Here is a 15,764-nt window from a genome sequence, read left to right on the forward strand (position 1 = left end):
TTCGCACTGGCTTGCCGACATTTTATGCCATGATTGTTTTCAGACGGCCTGATTGCTGAACAGGCCGTCTGAAAACACGCTGCGGCAAAAGCTGACACACCCGCATCTTTCATTTACAATTTGCCCCTTTCGTAGCCGGAAAATCGGTGGATACACACCATTCAAAGTGTGTTTAACCATCAACATGCGGCAAAACCGATATGGCAAACGGTTGCCTTACCGCTATGATTCATCGAAGCCTTAGGTTTCGGCCGTGCGCGGCAGTTTTTTCCCGCCGTGTATTTCGACGACCCTCCACCATAAGGAATAATAAATAATGCGATTATCCACCGCACTTCTTCCCCTGCTGCTTGCGCCGGCACCTGCGATGGCAGCATCTCTCGACGGTGCCACACTCAGCCTGATGTGGGGCATCCCTTTCGTTCTGATTCTGCTTTCCATTGCCACCGGGCCTTTGCTGTTTTCACATACTTGGCACCACCACTTCGGCAAAATCACTGCCGTTTGGACTTTGCTGTTTTTGATTCCGTTTATTTTCGTATTCGGTTTCGGCGAGGCCGTTCATACCGTTGCCCATGCTTTGGTGGCCGAATATATTCCGTTTATCGTGCTGCTGTTTGCCCTCTACACGATTTCAGGCGGCATTTTGGTGTGGGGTAATCTGCACGGCAGCCCCCGCCTGAATACGACCATTCTGGCCATCGGCACGGTGCTGGCATCGATTATGGGTACGACCGGTGCGGCGATGCTGCTGATCCGCCCAATTCTGAAAGCCAACGACAACCGCAAACATAAAGTGCATGTGGTGGTTTTCTTTATCTTCTTGGTAGCCAATATCGGCGGCGGCTTGACCCCGCTGGGTGATCCGCCGCTGTTTTTGGGCTTTTTGAAAGGCGTCGACTTCGGCTGGACCGTGCAACACATGATGGTGCCGGTGCTGATCAGCTCCGTATTGCTGCTGATTCTGTTCTACCTTGTAGACAGCTATTTCTTCTCCAAAGAAGACGAAATCCTGCCTAAAGACCCTTCTCCCGACAGCAAACTGAAAATTTTCGGCAAATGGAATTTCCTGCTGCTGGCCGGCGTAGTGAGTGCGGTATTGATGTCGGGCTTATGGAAACCCGACCACCCCGGCATCAATGTTTTGGGCACTCCCTACCTGCTGCCCAACCTGTTGCGCGATATTATTCTGGTTGTGTTGGCTCTTATTTCGCTTGCCATCACCGCCAAACAAGTACGGGCAGGTAACGAATTCAACTGGGATCCGATTCTCGAAGTGGGCAAGCTGTTCTTAGGTATTTTCATTACCATCGCGCCTGTAATTGCTATTTTGCAGGCAGGTGAAAAAGGAGCGTTTGCCGGATTGATTTCGCTGGTGCACAACGAAGCGGGTGATCCTATCAACAGCATGTATTTCTGGATGACCGGCATATTGTCTGCCTTCTTGGATAACGCGCCCACCTACTTGGTATTCTTCAATATGGCCGGTGGCGACGCCCAAGCATTGATGAGCGGCCCGCTGTTCCACACTTTATTGGCTATTTCAATGGGTTCGGTGTTTATGGGCGCATTGAGCTATATCGGTAACGCGCCGAACTTTATGGTGAAAGCGATTGCCGAGCAGCGCAAAGTCAACATGCCCAGCTTCTTCGGCTACATGGCTTGGTCTTTCGGCATTCTTGTACCACTGTTTATCCTGCACACTTTAATTTTCTTTGTGTGGGAATTGCTGTGACACTGTTTATATTGTTTTAAACACAGAGGCCGTCTGAAATCATTCAGACGGCCTCTGTGCTTTACCACAACCATTCGGGCGGTTGCGGCGTTGCCACCCCCCACTCCGGCGGATAGTCCACACCGGTCAGATACAAACCGTCCGGCATCAGAGTGGGCGGCGCATAAAGCCTGCTGCGTTTTTCCATTAACGCTGCAAAATCTTCCACACTCAACCGCCCGTCGCCCACATACACCAGCGCGCCCATAATATTGCGTACCATATGATGAAGGAAGGCATTGCCGTGCAAGTCTAAAGTCATCAAAGCAGGGCTGCCTTTGAGTTCGGCACTGTAAATGGTTTTAACCGGCGATTTGGCTTGGCACTCAGCCGCTCGAAAACTGGAAAAATCATGCTCGCCCACCAATAAAGCCGCAGCTTTGCGCATGTTATCCAAATCAAGTTGGCGGCACACCCACCCCACTCTTCCCTCCAATAAAGGGCTGCGCACGGCCGAAGACTGCAATACATAACGGTAACGGCGGCCGAACGCATCGAAACGGGCATGAAAACGCGCATCTACCGGTTGGGCATGCCACACGGCCACTCCCTTAGGCAAATGAGCATTCACACCCCGTATCCATGCTTGGGCGGGGCGCTTTGCCGACGTATCGAAATGCACAACTTGCGCCGTTGCATGAACCCCCGTATCCGTCCGTCCGGCCACCACCGTGTGTATCGGCTCTCCGGCTATACAACTTAAGGCGTATTCCAAGGATGCCTGTACCGTAGGCACACCCTGCACCTGTTTCTGCCAGCCGTAAAAAGCTTCGCCGTTATAAGACAGCATCAGCACCCAGCGTTGGGAAAATCGAGAAACCGTTTCTTGAACCATAAAACCCTAATAATGCACTTAAGCGGTTTAAATGCGTAAAATGTAAAAACACGCAAGTATAGCGGAAAAAGCAGATGGCGATTAAGGCGGGTTTTCAGTTTACTAATCGGCCTGCATACGCCGCCATAACGGCTACATTTCAATATAAGTCGATAAGCATAAAATATCTGCTTGCACCGCGCTATTCACGCAAATACGATACTTCCGATTTTTAGCCGCTGCTTCATCGCGCACCACATTTCTCTTTATAAATACACCTCAAACCAAACGGTTAAAAGTAAACCTATCTTTGACAAACCTTAACTCTTCCCCTAATATCAGCAAGCTAACCCGCAGGCAAATTTTTGTATGTGGTTTGATTTTTATGGTTTTACCGGAAAGAAAAATTTATGGAATGGGTATTTAACAGTTATTACACACTGATTGCCGCTACCATTGTTTTGCTGGTTGGCAAAATAATGGTAAACAAAATCAAAGTATTACAAAATTTCAACATCCCCGAACCCGTCGCCGGCGGCTTGGTTGCCGCCATCATCCTATACGCTTTACACTCTTTTTACGGTGTCAGCTTCAAATTTGAAAAACCGCTTCAAGATACCTTTATGCTGATTTTCTTCAGCTCCATCGGTTTGAGTGCAGACTTTTCCCGCCTTAAAGCAGGCGGCCTGCCTTTAATCATCTTTACCGCCATTGTCGGCTTTTTCATTTTCATTCAAAACGCCGTCGGCGTCGGCTTGGCCACCGCACTCGGTCTCGACCCCTTGATCGGCTTGATGACAGGTTCCATTACCCTCACGGGCGGTCACGGAACTGCCGGCGCATGGGGCCCTGATTTTGAGAAAAACTTCGGCTTAACCGGCGCAACAGGCTTGGGCCTTGCCGCCGCAACATTCGGCTTGGTGGCCGGCGGCTTGATCGGCGGCCCTGTATCCCGCCGTCTGATCAACAAAATGGGCCGCCAACCTTTGGACGAAGCCAGCATCAAAGCCCAAGAAGCCGCTTATGACGACGACGATCCCGGCAAGAGCACCGAAGATTTGTTTGAGCATGCCGAGCAAACCCGTCTGATTACCGCCAGCTCGGCAATCGAAACCCTTGCCATGTTTGCAGCATGTTTGGCTTTTGCCGAAATCATGGACAGTATCGACAAAGAGCATCTCTACGATTTGCCCAAATTCGTTTGGGCATTGGGCGGCGGTGTGATTTTGCGCAACATCCTGACCATCGTATTCAAATTCAATATGTTCGACCGTGCCATCGACGTGTTCGGTAACGCCTCTCTGTCGTTATTCTTGGCCATGGCTCTGCTGAACCTTAAGCTGTGGGAACTGACCGGTCTAGCAGGCCCCGTAACCATCATCCTGCTGGCACAAACCTTGGTTATGGTGCTTTACGCCACTTTCGTTACCTATGTTTTGATGGGTCGCAACTACGACGCCGCCGTATTGGCGGGAGGTCATTGCGGTTTCGGTATGGGTGCAACCCCCACGGCCGTTGCCAATATGCAGTCGATTACAGAACGCTTCGGCGCATCACACAAAGCATTTTTGATTGTGCCGATGGTAGGTGCTTTCTTCGTTGACTTAATCAATGTGATTATCCTTACCGGTTTTGTAAACTTCATCAAATAAACTGAAAGCAAACTAAAAAGCACCTGCAACAACCTTACCCGTTGCAGGTGCTTTTTGCTATGATGCCGTCTGAAATCCAATTTATGAGGTTTGAAAATGTATAAAAAACTACTCACTTTATCCCTGCTCGCCACCGCACTTGCCGCATGCAGCGACGACGCGCCCGTTCAACAAACCAACAACACACTTGAATGCAGCAACCCTGCCGTTGCCCACAACATACGCACCAACATCCAAGAAATCATCAAACAAGAAGCTCAATCCTACGCACGCAAAGACAGCCGCCAGTTTATCGACCCCGATAAAATCATCGCCGCCGCCACCCAACTGAATATTTCGCTGGATAATCCGCGCACAGAACAACGCAACGGCAACACCGTTTGCACCGCCGGCTTGAATATCCGCATTCCCACCGATATTCTCAATACCGCGCAAACGAACAGCCCGCTGCTGTACAGCAACCGCACCATCAGCCAACTGATGCAAGAACGGCTTACCGGCGGTCAACTCACTTACGACGACAAAGGCGGCTTCTCACGCCCCCTATCTTATACACTCGCCCATTCAGACGGCCAAACCACCGTTAATTACGAAGACAACGGCATCACCGTAGCTGCCCAAAACATCGCAACCGCCCTCATTCCCTACGGTATCAAAAGCATCCTGATGATAGACGGCAAAGCAGTGCAGCTTAAAGATGCCCTCAATGCCAACAACCAACCCTATTCCGACCCGCCCCAAGCCGACCCCGAAGACATTCTCGAGAACAATGCCGCCAGCAACGCCTTCGATAACCAAGAAGAAGCCTCTCCGCCCGAGATACTCAGCCCCGAACCCAAGCGCACAGAAATCACATTCTCTGCCAACGAACTCGAGCAGGCCAAACAAAACAACCAAGCGGCAAACAATGAAATCAACCGCCTTTGGAACAACATGGAGCAGCCCGTTCAAAGAGAATTGCTAAGCGAACAACGCAGCTGGATTCAAAGCAAAACCAACAACTGCCGCCAAGCAGCCGCCCAAGCCGAAAGCACCTTGCAAGCAGAATACCTGCGCCTGCAATGCGACACCCGTATGACGCGCGAACGCAGCCAATATCTGCGCGGCTACACCATCCACTAACCCACTATTCTTAAACTGTGTATCAGGCCGTCTGAAAAACATTTTTCAGACGGCCATTTAGTACATAAACCCCGATACTACATAAAATAATCAACAACATTACCGCCATTCATAGTAAAATTTCCAACATGCACTACGACCATATAACTTTCCATACCGAAGAAAACTACCCATCTGATTTGCCGAAAGAAAATGCAGCAAATCACATGGGTTATTATTATAAATGGGCCGTATCTCAAAACCTCCACAGCCCAGAAGCAGAAGCATTGCCCCGATTTACAGAACTGCAAAACGGCACATTTTCCGGCGCAGAGTTCGTTCTAACCCAACTGGGCGGCGGCATAGACACCACCTGCTTCAACGATCTGGGCAACCGCTTCACCCAATACTACTATCATGATGAAGAGGAAGGTTACGGCAATTTTATGATCGACTACTTTCTGGCTTTAGGCATTGAAACAGAAGAACACTTTTATCACACCCAAAACACCCGTGAGAATCAGCAGATTTTGAACCGGGTTTTTCAGAAGGCCTTTGAAGAATGGCAAGACAGCCTAAAATCCTAAACCCCTAATATAAATAACAAAATAACATTCATTACAAACATTACTCATTTATCCGACGGAATAATTATGGCGACTATATTAGTAACAGGAGGTACTGGATTTATCGGCTCCCACACCGCAGTTTCTCTTGGAGAGGCAGGCCACGAAATTGTCATCATCGATAACTTGTCTAACTCGTCTGCCAATATCCTGCCCCGCCTTGAACACATTATAGGCAGCCCTGTTCGCTTTTATCATGGCGATATTCGAGACAGAGCGCTGCTCAAACAGATTTTCAACACCCATAAAATCGAAGCCGTCATGCATTTCGCGGGCTTAAAAGTCGTAAATGAAAGCATACAAAATCCACTCGAATATTACGACAACAATGTGTACGGCAGCTTGGTATTATTTGAAGAAATGAGTAATGCCGGGATATTCAATATCATATTCAGCTCATCAGCGACCGTTTACGGCATTCCTTCCCGAATGCCGGTAACAGAAGCCATGCCAACAGGCGCCACAACCAACCCATACGGTCAAACAAAACATATTGTAGAAAAAATACTTCAAGACATGGCTGCGGCAGACCCGCGTTGGAGCGCCGTTATATTGAGATACTTTAACCCTGCCGGAGCTCATGAAAGCGGATTGATAGGCGAAAACCCAAACGGAATACCCAACAACCTTCTTCCTTATATCTGCCAAGTCGCATCAGGAAAACTCAAACAACTCAGTATTTTCGGCAACGACTATCCAACTTCGGACGGTACCGGGGTGCGCGATTATATTCACGTCGTCGACCTGGCAGAAGGCCATCTGAAAGCCATGCAGGCAAAGCAAAACCAACCGGGTTTGCATATTTATAATTTAGGTACCGGCCGAGGCTATTCCGTGCTGGAAGTCATCAAAGCATTTGAAAAAGTTTCAGGTATCACCATTCCCTATACCGTCTGCAAAAGGCGCGAAGGGGATGTTACAGAATGTTATGCAGACACAAAAAAGTCAGAAAGAGAATTAGGGTGGAAAGCCAAGCGCAACATCTACGATATCATGCAAAATGCTTGGAAATGGCAAAAAAACTTTGCTAACGGGTGCAGCGGTTCCAATTAACCCCCGACCTTTTATCCGTGGATATCGCGATTATTTCACGTCATTCCGAATAACTCGAAAATAATCATTTTTTTATACTCTACAAAACACTTTTGGCTATTTTTATGAATAAAACAGTTATTCTTGCCGTTCCATTCCTTTACGGCCTTGATCAGTGTATAGAAAAAAATTTACGCCATCACGGATACAACGTCATCAATCTTTGCTATGACGACAGGGATACATATTATCCCACGCTTAAAAGCCGCTTACTCTCTGCTTATCATAAACACATTACCCAAAACAGCGACTACAAAAAGAAACTAAGATTTGATGTTTCATATTTACTGTAAAGATGACCGTGCTAAAAACTTATTTGGATCAGACGGCATCAACTACCTAAACCGTGAAACCGTCTTAAGCTTTACAGACAACTTAAAAAAATCAGCCACATGCGGAGTAATAGTCGATTTCGTCAGCCCCGACCATAACGGATGCTCCTTCAGAATATTTGATGCTCTCAATTACAATAAAAAATTAATCACAACCAATCCCACGGTAACAGAATATGACTTTTACCATCCGGATAATATTTTTGTTTGGGATACTCGAAACAGCGATGAAATCAAAAGCTTTTTAAATAGGCCCTATCAAGAAATTGATTATCGCATTAAAGAAAAATACGGGTTCAAGCATTGGTTGGATCGTCTTTTACACCATGAAACGCAAAACCAAACCGAAAAACAACCATAATGGTTTGATATATCATACATACGCTTAACTCAGATACTTTTTAAACGGCAACCTTTATGCGCAGTAAAAAAATAGCTTTTTTATATGAAGTGTTTCAATTTAAAAAATTATTGAAACAAATCCATTCAAATGTCGAGCAAGCCGATATTATTTTTTTCTTCCCTGCTTATCACTTAGGTGGTGCCGAGCGGGTGCACGCAGATATTTTGGAAACATTTTCTCAATATAAAACTTGTTGTTTCATTACTGAAAAATCTAAAAATGATTTTCTAAAAGAAACTTTTTACCAATATACCGATATTATCGAATTGGGCGCGTTCCGCAGCTTAGTATACAAATGGTATGCAAAAAAAGTTGCCGGATTAATCAACCGTAAGAAAAAAGCCATTATTTTCGGTTGCAACTCCTCGTTTTTTTACAGAGTGCTCCCTCATGTGCAAAACCATATAAAGGTGGTTGATTTAGTTCATGCTTTTTCATTTGAATATCCCTGGGCTGCTGAAAAATTAAGCCTTCCGGTTTTGGAAAAAATTGATACGCGTATTGTTTTAGGAAAAAAAACGTTCGATGATTTCAAACAACAGTACCATGAAGAAGGAAAAGACGAAAATCTCTTATCGAGGATTATGATTATTCCCAATAAAGTCGATACCCCCGATACTTTTCCACAAAAGCCCGACAACCCCAATCTAAAAGTATTGTTCGTAGGCAGAAATTCATCCGAAAAGCGTCCCGAAATATTTTTGGAGATTGTAAAAAAATCCTATTCATTACAACTACCGGTGGAATTTACTTTAATTGGCGATTTCGATAAGTTGCATGTTTCCTACCCCAATCTTCACATTGCGGGCAGCATCAAAGAAAAAGAGAAATTGAACCAATATTATCTGGAAAGCGACTTATTGTTGATAACTTCATGGCGTGAAGGTTTTCCAATGGTTATTTTAGAAGGAATGGCTTATGGTGTCGTACCCGTTTCAACCAACGTGGGCGAAGTGCCGGAATTCATCAATGATAAAAACCAGAATGGCTGGATCATACAAGACGATTCCATCCCTCTGTATCTCAACAAAAAAACGGTTTCATTAAACGATTTCATGCCTTGTGTGGATAAATTCATCGAATGTATAGCGCAATCGGCAAAAAACCGTACCCAATTGAAAATATTTCAAATGAATGCCTATCAATCGGTTAAAAGGGATTTCTCCGCAGCTGCCAATCGTAAAGCATATCTAGATATGATGGCTATTAATGGATTAGATAAAAAATATGAAGCTTAAAAAACGTCTTCAACAACAGTTTTGGCAATCTTTAGTAGCCCAAAAGTTAAAAAGAACTTTACTCAAAAACAACAGACAAATTCCTGTAATCATTGTGTCATACAACAATGGGGCATATGTTGAAAACATAGTATCCCAAATGAACCGGTTCGATATTATTCCTATTGTTATAGATAATAAATCCACACATAAAAAATCTTTGCAAATTCTGTGTCAGTTACAAAATGACCAAAAGGCAGATATTGTTTTCAGCCCTTATAATTTCGGCCATTTGGTCGGTTTTATAGGAAGAATTTATGAAGCGTTACCCGAAGTGTTTGCTTACAGCGACCCCGACTTAGAACTTTCACCCGATCTGCCGCATAATTTTCTGGAAATATTGGCAGATTTAACCAAGGAATTTTCAGTATATAAAGCAGGCTGCGCTTTATCTATGCCTCCCCAATCAAGCGATAATAATCAAGCTACACAATTCATCCATAGAAAACAAAAAAAACCATTTGCTTATCCGCAAAAACCATTCACACCTGTGCAATGGGAAAAACAATTTTGGAGATTTAAGATCGAGCATCCAATATGGGAAATTTATGCCGCCAAACTGGATACCACGTTTGCCGTATACAGAAAAAGCAATTACCAATATGATTTTTTAGATGCTGTAAGAGTAGCCGGGGTATTCACAGCTGTTCACCTGCCTTGGTTTCCCGAATCCGACATAATGTGCGCCGAAGATAAATTAGAATATTTCAATAAAAACGAATCTGCGACTTGGAAAAATCAGTCATAGCTAAATGATTAAGAGATAAGAAACATGAAACTCCTCATTACCGGCGGAGCCGGCTTTATAGGCTCCGCAGTTATCCGTCACATCATCAACCACACTCAAGACAGCGTGGTCAACCTTGATAAGTTGACCTACGCAGGCAATCTTGAATCTTTGGCTTCGATTGCAGACAATCCGCGTTATACATTCGAACAGGCAGATATTTGCGACCGCTCTGCGCTTGAGCGGATTTTCTTTTACCATCAACCGGATGCCGTTATGCACTTGGCCGCGGAAAGCCATGTCGACCGCTCGATCGACCGGCCGGCGGCGTTTATTGAAACCAATATCGTCGGCACTTATACCTTGTTGGAGGCAGCACGGGCATACTGGCAAAACATGCCGTCTGAAAAACAGGCGTCGTTCCGTTTTCATCATATTTCTACCGACGAAGTGTATGGCGATTTGCACGGTACCGACGATTTGTTTACCGAAACCACGCCTTATGCGCCCAGCAGCCCTTATTCCGCTTCCAAAGCCTCCAGCGACCATTTAGTAAGGGCATGGCGGCGCACTTACGGCTTGCCTACTTTGATTACCAATTGTTCCAACAACTACGGCCCTTATCATTTTCCTGAAAAACTGATTCCTCTGATCATTCTCAATGCCATCGGCGGCAGACCCTTGCCCGTTTACGGTAACGGCTTGCAGATACGCGATTGGCTGTTTGTCGAAGATCATGCGCGGGCTTTATATGCCGTGATCACACAAGGGAAAATAGGGGAAACCTATAATATCGGCGGCCATAACGAAAAAACTAATCTCGAAGTGGTGCAAACCGTCTGCAAACTGCTGGAAGAATTGATGCCCGAAAAACCCGCCGGGGTTCGAGCCTATGAAGATTTGATCACGTTTGTCGCAGACCGCCCCGGCCACGATGTGCGTTATGCCATTGATGCGGCCAAAATCAACCGCGAGCTTGGCTGGAAGCCCGAAGAAACTTTTGAATCGGGTATCCGTAAAACCGTAGCATGGTATTTGAACAACCGCGGCTGGTGGCAACGTGTGCTCGACGGCTCCTACCGGCTCGAACGCTTGGGAGTGGCAAAATGAAAGGCATTATTCTCGCAGGCGGTTCGGGTACGCGGCTCTATCCGATCACACGCGGCGTTTCCAAACAACTGCTGCCCGTGTATAACAAACCGATGATTTATTACCCTTTGTCGGTGCTGATGCTGGCCGGTATCCGCGACATATTGGTTATCACCACGCCCGAAGACCAAGCTGCTTTCCGCCGCCTTTTGGGAAACGGTTCCGATTTCGGCATCCGCATCGATTATGCCGAGCAACCCAGCCCCGACGGTTTGGCTCAGGCTTTCATCATCGGCGAAACCTTTATCGGCAGCGATAAAGTATGCTTGGTGTTGGGCGACAATATTTTTTACGGCCAATCGTTTACTCAAACCTTGCAGCAGGCCGCCGCGCGCGAATCGGGGGCAACGGTTTTTGCTTATCAGGTAAAAGACCCGGAACGCTTCGGCGTTGTGGAATTCGATAAGACATTTAAAGCTCTGTCTATCGAAGAGAAACCGCAAAAACCTAAATCGGATTGGGCGGTAACCGGCCTCTATTTCTACGACAATCGTGTAGTCGATTTTGCCAAGCAGGTTAGGCCGTCTGAAAGGGGCGAACTGGAAATCACCAGCATCAACCAAATGTATCTCGAAGACGGCTCGCTCAACGTGCAACAACTCGGCCGTGGTTTTGCCTGGCTCGACACCGGCACGCACGACAGCCTGCATGAAGCTTCTTCGTTCGTCAAAACCATCGAGCATCTGCAAAACCTGCAAGTGGCCTGCCTTGAAGAAATCGCGTGGCGCAACGGTTGGCTTTCCGACCAACAACTCGAAACGTTGGCAGCCCCGTTGTGCAAAAACGATTACGGCCTTTATCTGATGCGTTTATTGAAAGCCCGTGAACATGGCTAAATTTTTGATTACCGGCAAAAACGGTCAAGTCGGCCATTGCCTTACCCGCCTGCTCGCCCAGCGTTCCGACCAAGTGTCGGCTCTTCATTCCGCCCAGCTCGACATTACCGACCGCGATGCTGTTTTTCAGACGGCCTTAAGCTTCCGCCCTGACATTATTATCAATGCGGCAGCTTATACTGCCGTAGATAAAGCCGAAAGCGACAGTGATCGGGCGTTTGCCGTCAACCGCAACGGTGCGGCATATTTGGCCGAAGCCGCCCAAGCGTGCGGAGCGGCCATCATCCACCTTTCGACCGATTATGTGTTTGACGGGCAAAAACAGCAGCCCTACTCCGAAACGGATACCCCCTCTCCCCAAAGTGTTTACGGAGCAAGCAAACTTGCCGGAGAACAAGCCGTTCAAGCCGCATGTTCCCGCGCCGTGATTATCCGCACTTCATGGGTGTTCGGAGAACACGGCCACAATTTCGTTAAAACCATGCTCCGGCTAGGAAAAGAACGCGATACCCTGAATATTGTCGGCGACCAATACGGTGCGCCCACCTACGCCGGCGACATTGCCGCTACCCTGATACACATCGGCCGCCGCTTATCCCAACAAGACCACGGTTACGGTTTATACCACTATTCGGGCAGCCCTTATGTCAGCTGGTATCAATTTGCCCAAGCTATTTTCGATGCGGCCGCAGCACAGGGTCTGCTCGATCGGATACCGGAGCTCATCGAAATCGACACAGCTTCCTACCCTACACCGGCAAAACGCCCTGCCTGCTCCCGCCTGAACACCCATAACATTCAGACGGCCTTTGGCGTTCAACCCAGTAACTGGCAGGCTGCCCTGCATGATTTGTGCCCATATATGCCTGCACCTTAACGATGCCGTCTGAAAAATTCTTTTACCCGACCACACCGATATGAACATCATCTCCACCGCCATTCCCGACGTAAAAATTCTCGAACCCAAAGTATTCGGCGACGAGCGCGGTTTTTTTATGGAAACCTTCCGCGACCAATGGTTTAGAGAAAACGTCTGCAACCGCACTTTTGTGCAGGAAAACCACTCCAAATCCGCCGCCGGCGTTTTGCGCGGCCTGCACTACCAAACCGAAAACACCCAAGGCAAGCTGGTGCGGGTGATTTCCGGCAGCGTGTTTGATGTGGCTGTGGACTTGCGCCGCTCATCGCCCACTTTCGGCCGTTGGGTCGGCGCGGTTTTATCTGCCGACAACAAACGCCAACTGTGGGTGCCGGAAGGCTTTGCCCACGGCTTTTATGTACTGGGAGACGGCGCGGAATTCGTGTATAAATGCACCGATTACTACAACCCGCAAGCCGAGCATTGCCTGTTGTGGAACGACCCTTCTGTGAACATCCGCTGGCCGCTCACGGACGAGCCGCAACTGTCGGCGAAAGATGCGGCCGGCAAAACGCTTGCCCAAGCCGTTGTTTTTGAATAATGTCGGTATTTCCTTTTCAGACGGCCTCATCCGCTCTAAGGCCGTCTGAACATTTATGTGAATCATTGTGAACCTTATGAACCCTATCGCCATCAGCATCAACCGATTCAACCGAGGCGGCGGCATGGAAAGCTATACTTTCGACATCGTCCGCGCGCTGGCCGCACAAAACATACCCGTTCGCGTTTATGCCTCAAGGTTCGACACTTCCCTGCCCGAATACGCGCAAATCGGCGCGCAAACCGTTAATCAGAAACGCATTCCCAAAAAGCTGCGCCCGTTTTTCTTTGCACGCCAACTTCAAAAACTGCGCCGCAGCGGCGAACGGCTGATCGCCTGCAACCCCGGCGACCACGCCGATATTTTCGTGTGCGGCGGCACGCATTTAGGCTATCTGCGCGGTATGCAGCAACAGCCTACCCTGCTCGACAAACTCACCATCCGCCGCAACCGCACCAATTACCGCACCGCCCAATCCATCATGGCGCATTCCGCTTTGATGCAGCACGAGCTGGTCGAACTCTACGGCGTGAACCCCGACAAAATCCGCGTGGTGTATCCGCCTGCCGACACCGCACGCTTTTCCCCCGCCCGGCCGGAAGATATTGCCGCCCTGCGCCAAAAATACGGTTTCGGCGAACACGAAACCGTGTTCCTCTTCCCTTCCACCGGCCACAAACGCAAAGGCTTGGACATGCTCGCCGCCTTTTTCGAGCATACCGATCTGCCGGTAAAGCTCGCCGTGGCCGGTTCGCCGCTGCCCCGCCCGATGAAAAATATAGTGGAACTCGGCTTCTGCAAAAACATGCCCGAACTTTACCGCGCCGCCGATTTCACCATCATGGCCTCGTTGTACGAACCTTTCGGCTTGGTGGGTGTAGAATCGGTGTTGAGCGGCACGCGCGTGGTGTTGTCCGACAACATGGCCTGCACGGAAGTGATGAACGATAAGGCCGGTTTCTTCTTCTCGCGCACGCGCCCCGAAACACTGGCTGCCGCCGTGGAACAAGCCGTCGCCCTCAAACAGAGCGGCACGCACAAACTGGCCGACCCGCAACAGGCATTAACTTACAATCCCTCTTTAGAACAGCACATTACCGAGCTTCAAGCCATGCTTGAGGCCGTCTGAAAGGTATCGCACGCATGAAACTGATTATTCTCGACCGCGACGGCGTGATTAACCACGACCGCGACGACTTCGTAAAATCCTGCGACGAATGGGTGCCCATCGAAGGCAGCATGGATGCCATTGCCTTCCTAACCGAAGCAGGCTACACCATCGCCGTGGCCACCAACCAATCCGGCATCGGCAGAAAATACTTTACCCTGCAAGACCTTACCGAAATGCACACCAAAATGCACCGCTTGGTACAACAGGCCGGCGGCAAAATCGACGGCATCTGGTTCTGCCCGCATCTGGCCGACGACAACTGCGGCTGCCGCAAACCCAAGCCCGGCATGATTACCGACATCATCGAGCGTTTCAACGCCGATGCCGCCGAAACTTGGCTGGTGGGCGACAGCCTGCGTGATTTGCAGGCGATTGACGCAGTCGGCGGCAAATCCGCGCTGGTGCTGACCGGCAAAGGCAAAAAAACGCTCGAAAACCAAGGCGACGACCTGCCCGAACGCACGCAAATCTTCGACAACCTGCTGGCTTTTTCGCAATACCTGATGCAGGAAAACGCTCGCCAGCAGGCGGCAGAACATCAGGCCGTCTGAAAACCCGTTAAAGAAAGCTCCCGATGCTCTATATCCGCAACCTGATTTACTGGCTGGTATTGGTATTGATTACCCCGCCGATGTTCACCGTTATCATTCCCATCGCCCTGATTCCCAAAGGTGCAAACCACGTCGGCCGCGCTTGGGCGTTGATACTGATGTGGATGCTCAAGCACATCATCGGCCTCAAATACCGCGTGGTCGGAGCAGAAAACATCCCCGACCGCCCCTCGATTATTTGCAGCAAACACCAATCGGGCTGGGAAACGCTCGCCTTTCAGGAAATCTTTCCCCTGCACGTTTTCGTGGCCAAAAAAGAACTGTTCAAACTGCCCTTCTTCGGCTGGGGGCTGAAACTTGCCAAAACCATCGGCATCGACCGCAGCAACCGCACCCAAGCCAACCGCCAGCTGATGGAGCAAGGCTTGGCGCGTAAAAAAGAAGGCTTTTGGATTACCATTTTCCCCGAAGGCACACGCCTGCCGCCCGGCACACGCGGCAAATACAAACTCGGCGCCGCACGCATGGCGAAAATGTTCGAGATGGATTTGGTGCCCGTTGCCCTCAACAGCGGCGAATTCTGGCCGCGCAATTCGTTTTTGAAATACCCGGGCGAAATCACCATAGTCATCGGCAAACCCGTTGCCCACAGCAGCGGCACACCCGAAGAGTTGATGGCCCAATGCGAAAACTGGATTGAAAGCCAACAGGAAAAAATCGACGGTGCCGGGCCGTTTGCCGCCAAAAAGGCCGTCTGAACATTTCAGACGGCCTCCACACCCAACAACATCATACCAAC

Annotated in this window: 15 protein-coding genes and 1 pseudogene; 15 read left to right on the forward strand and 1 reads right to left on the reverse strand. The window is 48.8% G+C overall.

Going from position 1 to position 15,764, the window contains the following annotated elements:
* The first annotated feature begins 316 nt into the window (after positions 1-316).
* Positions 317-1,735 carry a sodium:proton antiporter gene (locus tag LVJ88_RS08335; protein WP_054599179.1) on the forward strand — a complete coding sequence of 473 codons (1,419 nt, stop codon included), beginning with the start codon at positions 317-319 and terminating at the stop codon, positions 1,733-1,735.
* A 61-nt stretch (positions 1,736-1,796) separates the two neighbouring features.
* On the opposite strand, the gene truA is transcribed toward LVJ88_RS08335, so the two are convergent.
* A complete protein-coding gene (gene truA, locus LVJ88_RS08340; protein WP_054599180.1) occupies positions 1,797-2,609 on the reverse strand; it encodes a tRNA pseudouridine(38-40) synthase TruA in 813 nt (270 codons plus the stop codon).
* A gap of 389 nt (positions 2,610-2,998) precedes the next feature.
* Here truA and gltS point away from each other — a divergent pair, with 389 nt between their 5' ends.
* The 14 genes and pseudogenes from gltS (at position 2,999) to LVJ88_RS08410 (ending at position 15,723) form a co-directional block, all read left to right on the forward strand.
* The gene (gene gltS / locus LVJ88_RS08345; protein ID WP_054599181.1) at positions 2,999-4,240 is read left to right on the forward strand and encodes a sodium/glutamate symporter; all 1,242 of its coding nucleotides are present in this window, start codon (positions 2,999-3,001) and stop codon (positions 4,238-4,240) included.
* 96 nt (positions 4,241-4,336) lie between these two features.
* The gene (locus LVJ88_RS08350) at positions 4,337-5,362 is read left to right on the forward strand and encodes a lysozyme inhibitor LprI family protein (RefSeq protein WP_085417678.1); all 1,026 of its coding nucleotides are present in this window, start codon (positions 4,337-4,339) and stop codon (positions 5,360-5,362) included.
* Between the two features lie 179 nt (positions 5,363-5,541).
* The gene (locus tag LVJ88_RS08355) at positions 5,542-5,928 is read left to right on the forward strand and encodes a DUF7832 domain-containing protein (protein ID WP_332888937.1); all 387 of its coding nucleotides are present in this window, start codon (positions 5,542-5,544) and stop codon (positions 5,926-5,928) included.
* Positions 5,929-5,994: 66 nt separating this feature from the next.
* Positions 5,995-7,020, forward strand: a complete 1,026-nt coding sequence (gene galE, locus LVJ88_RS08360; protein ID WP_085417680.1) for a UDP-glucose 4-epimerase GalE — start codon at positions 5,995-5,997, stop codon at positions 7,018-7,020.
* A 104-nt stretch (positions 7,021-7,124) separates the two neighbouring features.
* Positions 7,125-7,752: pseudogene (locus tag LVJ88_RS08365) on the forward strand (WaaS/CpsH family glycosyltransferase).
* A 56-nt stretch (positions 7,753-7,808) separates the two neighbouring features.
* Positions 7,809-9,032 (forward strand): glycosyltransferase family 4 protein, encoded by a 1,224-nt coding sequence (locus tag LVJ88_RS08370; protein WP_085417681.1) that lies wholly within the window; start codon positions 7,809-7,811, stop codon positions 9,030-9,032.
* Entirely contained in the window at positions 9,022-9,819 is a 798-nt protein-coding gene (locus LVJ88_RS08375; protein ID WP_085417682.1) for a glycosyltransferase family 2 protein, read from the forward strand. The genes LVJ88_RS08370 and LVJ88_RS08375 overlap by 11 nt, the downstream gene beginning before the upstream one ends.
* 24 nt (positions 9,820-9,843) lie before the next feature.
* On the forward strand, positions 9,844-10,908 hold the full coding sequence (rfbB, locus tag LVJ88_RS08380; protein ID WP_085417683.1) for a dTDP-glucose 4,6-dehydratase: 1,065 nt from the start codon (positions 9,844-9,846) through the stop codon (positions 10,906-10,908).
* The gene (rfbA, locus tag LVJ88_RS08385; protein WP_085356319.1) at positions 10,905-11,783 is read left to right on the forward strand and encodes a glucose-1-phosphate thymidylyltransferase RfbA; all 879 of its coding nucleotides are present in this window, start codon (positions 10,905-10,907) and stop codon (positions 11,781-11,783) included. The genes rfbB and rfbA overlap by 4 nt, the downstream gene beginning before the upstream one ends.
* Entirely contained in the window at positions 11,776-12,660 is an 885-nt protein-coding gene (rfbD, locus tag LVJ88_RS08390) for a dTDP-4-dehydrorhamnose reductase (RefSeq protein ID WP_085417684.1), read from the forward strand. Before rfbA ends, rfbD begins: the two co-directional genes overlap by 8 nt.
* Positions 12,661-12,700: 40 nt before the next feature.
* The gene (rfbC, locus tag LVJ88_RS08395) at positions 12,701-13,243 is read left to right on the forward strand and encodes a dTDP-4-dehydrorhamnose 3,5-epimerase (protein ID WP_085356321.1); all 543 of its coding nucleotides are present in this window, start codon (positions 12,701-12,703) and stop codon (positions 13,241-13,243) included.
* A gap of 76 nt (positions 13,244-13,319) precedes the next feature.
* A complete protein-coding gene (locus LVJ88_RS08400) occupies positions 13,320-14,372 on the forward strand; it encodes a glycosyltransferase family 4 protein (RefSeq protein ID WP_085417685.1) in 1,053 nt (350 codons plus the stop codon).
* Between the two features lie 14 nt (positions 14,373-14,386).
* Positions 14,387-14,965 (forward strand): D-glycero-beta-D-manno-heptose 1,7-bisphosphate 7-phosphatase, encoded by a 579-nt coding sequence (gene gmhB / locus LVJ88_RS08405; RefSeq protein WP_054599193.1) that lies wholly within the window; start codon positions 14,387-14,389, stop codon positions 14,963-14,965.
* 23 nt (positions 14,966-14,988) lie between these two features.
* Positions 14,989-15,723, forward strand: a complete 735-nt coding sequence (locus LVJ88_RS08410; RefSeq protein WP_085417686.1) for a lysophospholipid acyltransferase family protein — start codon at positions 14,989-14,991, stop codon at positions 15,721-15,723.
* The last annotated feature ends 41 nt before the right edge of the window (positions 15,724-15,764 follow it).

The organism is Neisseria dumasiana, assembly GCF_022870885.1.
Lineage (GTDB): Bacteria > Pseudomonadota > Gammaproteobacteria > Burkholderiales > Neisseriaceae > Neisseria > Neisseria dumasiana.

What these genes read in the sequence shown, in the direction of transcription:
- LVJ88_RS08335 (WP_054599179.1), top strand. Translation starts at nt 317, where the DNA reads ATGCGATTATCCACCGCACTTCTTCCCCTGCTGCTTGCGCCGGCACCT.
- truA (WP_054599180.1), bottom strand. Translation starts at nt 2,609, where the DNA reads ATGGTTCAAGAAACGGTTTCTCGATTTTCCCAACGCTGGGTGCTGATG.
- gltS (WP_054599181.1), top strand. Translation starts at nt 2,999, where the DNA reads ATGGAATGGGTATTTAACAGTTATTACACACTGATTGCCGCTACCATT.
- LVJ88_RS08350 (WP_085417678.1), top strand. Translation starts at nt 4,337, where the DNA reads ATGTATAAAAAACTACTCACTTTATCCCTGCTCGCCACCGCACTTGCC.
- galE (WP_085417680.1), top strand. Translation starts at nt 5,995, where the DNA reads ATGGCGACTATATTAGTAACAGGAGGTACTGGATTTATCGGCTCCCAC.
- LVJ88_RS08370 (WP_085417681.1), top strand. Translation starts at nt 7,809, where the DNA reads ATGCGCAGTAAAAAAATAGCTTTTTTATATGAAGTGTTTCAATTTAAA.
- LVJ88_RS08375 (WP_085417682.1), top strand. Translation starts at nt 9,022, where the DNA reads ATGAAGCTTAAAAAACGTCTTCAACAACAGTTTTGGCAATCTTTAGTA.
- rfbB (WP_085417683.1), top strand. Translation starts at nt 9,844, where the DNA reads ATGAAACTCCTCATTACCGGCGGAGCCGGCTTTATAGGCTCCGCAGTT.
- rfbA (WP_085356319.1), top strand. Translation starts at nt 10,905, where the DNA reads ATGAAAGGCATTATTCTCGCAGGCGGTTCGGGTACGCGGCTCTATCCG.
- rfbD (WP_085417684.1), top strand. Translation starts at nt 11,776, where the DNA reads ATGGCTAAATTTTTGATTACCGGCAAAAACGGTCAAGTCGGCCATTGC.
- rfbC (WP_085356321.1), top strand. Translation starts at nt 12,701, where the DNA reads ATGAACATCATCTCCACCGCCATTCCCGACGTAAAAATTCTCGAACCC.
- LVJ88_RS08400 (WP_085417685.1), top strand. Translation starts at nt 13,320, where the DNA reads ATGAACCCTATCGCCATCAGCATCAACCGATTCAACCGAGGCGGCGGC.
- gmhB (WP_054599193.1), top strand. Translation starts at nt 14,387, where the DNA reads ATGAAACTGATTATTCTCGACCGCGACGGCGTGATTAACCACGACCGC.
- LVJ88_RS08410 (WP_085417686.1), top strand. Translation starts at nt 14,989, where the DNA reads ATGCTCTATATCCGCAACCTGATTTACTGGCTGGTATTGGTATTGATT.